The organism is Thorsellia kenyensis (assembly GCF_042432445.1).
GTDB classification, from domain to species: Bacteria; Pseudomonadota; Gammaproteobacteria; order Enterobacterales; family Thorselliaceae; genus Thorsellia; species Thorsellia kenyensis.
The window spans coordinates 1-3479 of record NZ_JBHLXE010000020.1 but is presented as its reverse complement, the minus strand read 5'-3'; the positions used below and the strand labels follow the sequence as shown (position 1 = coordinate 3479).

The 3479-nt window shown below is 39.1% G+C and carries 4 protein-coding genes; all 4 read left to right on the top strand.

The genetic code is table 11. The annotated features are described in order from the left end of the window. Positions 1-69: 69 nt before the first annotated feature. A complete protein-coding gene (locus ACFFIT_RS02060) occupies positions 70-918 on the top strand; it encodes an SEL1-like repeat protein (RefSeq protein WP_385875927.1) in 849 nt (282 codons plus the stop codon). Between the two features lie 557 nt (positions 919-1475). Then, positions 1476-1664 carry a hypothetical protein gene (locus tag ACFFIT_RS02055; protein WP_385875926.1) on the top strand — a complete coding sequence of 63 codons (189 nt, stop codon included), beginning with the start codon at positions 1476-1478 and terminating at the stop codon, positions 1662-1664. Between the two features lie 14 nt (positions 1665-1678). Further along, a complete protein-coding gene (locus ACFFIT_RS02050) occupies positions 1679-2656 on the top strand; it encodes a beta propeller repeat protein (protein ID WP_385875924.1) in 978 nt (325 codons plus the stop codon). A gap of 209 nt (positions 2657-2865) precedes the next feature. Then, on the top strand, positions 2866-3348 hold the full coding sequence (locus ACFFIT_RS02045; protein WP_385875922.1) for a transposase: 483 nt from the start codon (positions 2866-2868) through the stop codon (positions 3346-3348). The last annotated feature ends 131 nt before the right edge of the window (positions 3349-3479 follow it).

Here is a 3479-nt window from a genome sequence, read left to right as displayed (position 1 = left end):
AATTTAACAAGGGGATGATTTTAAATGCTGATGAAGCTGGCAAAAGTTTAATCTCCCCCTGAATATGAAGTGACAACTTACCCCGTATTTACCCTAGAATCTGACAAATTGTTTAAAGAGACGAGGGCACTACAGAAAAAACACCGTTACTCGTCAGAAGCAGATGATAGGTTGGTTGTCGGGTACCGTCATGCGGCAGAGCAAGGGCATATTAAAGCAATGATTAATTTGCAAAATCTTCTGATTGAGGGTAAGGGGGTGGCTAAAGAAGGAATGACACACGGTGAAGAAGCTTTATATTGGGTTGAGCATCTTATGTCATTAAATGTCGCCAGTGGTTTTTATCAAATGGGGTTCTTTTTAAGCCGTGGTTTTATGGTTGAGCGAGATGTAACAAAAGGCTTAGCATACTATCGCAGGGCCGCGGATTTGGGGAATAAAGAAGCGCAAGCAAAGTTAGGTGATATATTTGCTTCAAAGAGGCTGATTAACTACACCAAAGATGGGGTAGATAATCCAGCTTATCGACCAGAAATTGGTAGAGCCATGCTCAAATGTGCCGCAGAGCAAGGTCACCATGAAGCTGCGCGTAGACTCGGTTCAGATTATCGAATCGATAAAATATTCGATAAATCAGCAGAAGCTTATCAGATAGGCGCACGTCATGGTGGGCTTTATTCTGTTAGGGCTTTAATTCATGGATTTAGCATCACTAAACCCAGCGATGGTTTCTACTTAGGGCAAGCTAAAGTGGATGAAGAAAGGGTGAGGCGATATGAAATAATTGCCGAAAAAATTCGACGTAATGAAAATTTCAAATTCCCAGATATAGATAAGATAGTCCCTTTACCACCGGCCAAGTTACCCGAATGGGATGGGACCTTTGAGTATGAGAAGACAGCTCAGGATAATGAATAAATTCGATTCATTTAAACACTTTATTGATTTAGTGCAAACGGTTCTGATATGAAGTCAAAAAAGATAATTCGACTTTGAGCATTTGACCAAGGAGTAATCTATGTCATTTTCACAACACGATGAATTAATACGCTCAACCTAAACTCCCTTTTCCAAGACTTTAATTGATGTTCAAAAATGCCTTTCATACGGCACCGTTGGCTGAGTTCTTCGCCAGTTAAAGCATGAGATTCTGCAATGGCTAATAATTTTTCTTGAGCTGACCACTGTCTACTATCTGAAGAGAGTTGATTTAATTGTTCTCTATGATTTCTAAGCCAAGCATCTAAAGAGCTTTTAGATATATTGAGTTCTTAGGCTACATCTTTCAGAGACCTGTCTCCTCTGTTATTAGCCAATTTAATTGCATTCATTTTAAATTCATCTGAAAATTTTGGGTTAGCCATATTTTTAAATCTGCTATTATTTAATGATAGTGTACTATAAAATTATTAACAACTATCCTAATTGATAGGGCTATCAAGAAAGATGAGCTAGACTCAGCAGGTACAATGAGTATGGAGCAAGTAATAGAAAACGCGGCGGAATCGCATCAAAAAGCGTTTAGATTTTCGAACTGCTCAAAAGAATGTATCAAATCGCAATTAGAGGGCTACTATCTTGATAAGTGTGAGGATAGCCGAATTAAGCCAATTGATAAAAATGGCCTACCGATGACAGATGAATCAATTGGGAACCGAGAATAATCTAGAGGAAAATTATGAATAATATTACAAGAAATCAGTCATTTGTCACTGAAAGTGACTGGAAGAAAATTTTTAAAGACTATTTAATTGTTGACTGTTCCGTTAGAGATAAAAACATTCATTATTTTGCACTCAGAAAGGATTTGCCAGCAGAAGAAGCATCACTGCTATACGACTCTGAGATACAGTCGGTATTGTTAGCTGTTTATTTACATCGAGATCCATTTGACGGTATATCTTATGATAAGTTAAGTGGATTTAGTTTTCCTAAAACGGGTGTGGGGTTGTTACCTCGGCCACAGGGATTGTTATCAAGTCGTGGTGAAGGTGCGATAAGTGTAATGGGCGCAGGGGGTCCATTTCCGATTGAGTATATCAAGCCAGATGAAATGGTTAATCCAATGCGTTTAGTCTGCATCGAAGGTTATACCTATGCCGTGTGCTTATTTAGAGAAATATACCGACGTGTTGATGTTGGGCAATGGGAGTCCTTTGATGAAGGAATTGAAAAACTGCCTTCTTCAGAACTAGGATTTCGCGATATGGATGGTTTCAGTCAACAAAACATGTACGCCGTAGGCGGTGCGGGAGATGTATGGCGTTACGATGGGGCACGTTGGCAACAATGTGGTTTTCCTAGCAACGAGCAACTGAGCACGGTATGTTGTGCGGGTGATGGTTATGTTTATATTGGTGGCGAAGGTTGCAGTGTGTGGCGTGGAAAAGAGAATACATGGGAACTACTCATTAAAGGCCGCTCAACCATATTATGGAATGACTTACTTTGGTTTCAAGATAAACTTTGGCTGGCATCCGATAACGAGTTGAAAATCCTCAATGGCGATGCATTAGAGATAGTCGATGGAAATGGCGTTTACATTCAGTATGGTGGGCATATGGATGCGCGCGATGGGGTACTCTTAATCACCAACCACTCTAGAGCCGCATTATATGATGGCACTGAATGGCGAACGATTGTTAAACCCTACTAAATCATGTTAACAAATACAAAATCCTCATTTAATGGGGATTTTTGTATTTGAGTAAAACGAGAGGCAACTGCTCAAAACAGCACCACAAAAGCAGCGGCAAAATTAGCCGCCAAGGCGGCACTGAAGCAAGTTGAAGGTCCCTATCAATTAGGATAGTTGTTAATAATTTTATAGTACACTATCATTAAATAATAGGAGATATTAATAATATGGCTAACCCTAAATTTTCAGATGAATTTAAAATGAATGCAATTAAATTGGCTAATAACAGAGGAGACCGGTCTCTGAAAGATGTAGCCAAAGAACTCAATATATCTAAAAGCTCTTTAGATGCTTGGCTTAGAAATCATAGAGAACAATTAAATCAACTCTCTTCAGATAGTAGACAGTGGTCAGCTCAAGAAAAATTATTAGCCATTGCAGAATCTCATGCTTTAACTGGAGAGGAGCTCAGTCAGTGGTGCCGAAAGAAAGGCATTTTTGAACATCAATTAAAGTCTTGGAAAAGGGAGTTTATTGAGAGTTCTGAAAAGAAAAACAGTCATGCACAAACGACTGAATTAAAAACACTCAAGGATAAGAATAAGGCGCTAGAAGCCGATTTAAAAAAGAAGAATAAAGCATTAGCTGAAAGCGCTGCGTTATATGGTGCTATCAAAAAAGTTCAATGCGTTGATTTCGGGAGAGGATGATTAACCGAAACATCAACGCGCACTAAACTATTAGAGTTAATTGGTGAAGCTATTGCTTCTGGCGTCAGACCTATTAGATGTTGCGAGGTGATAGGTCTCTCCTATGCAACTTATCTCAGATGGAGGAAGAA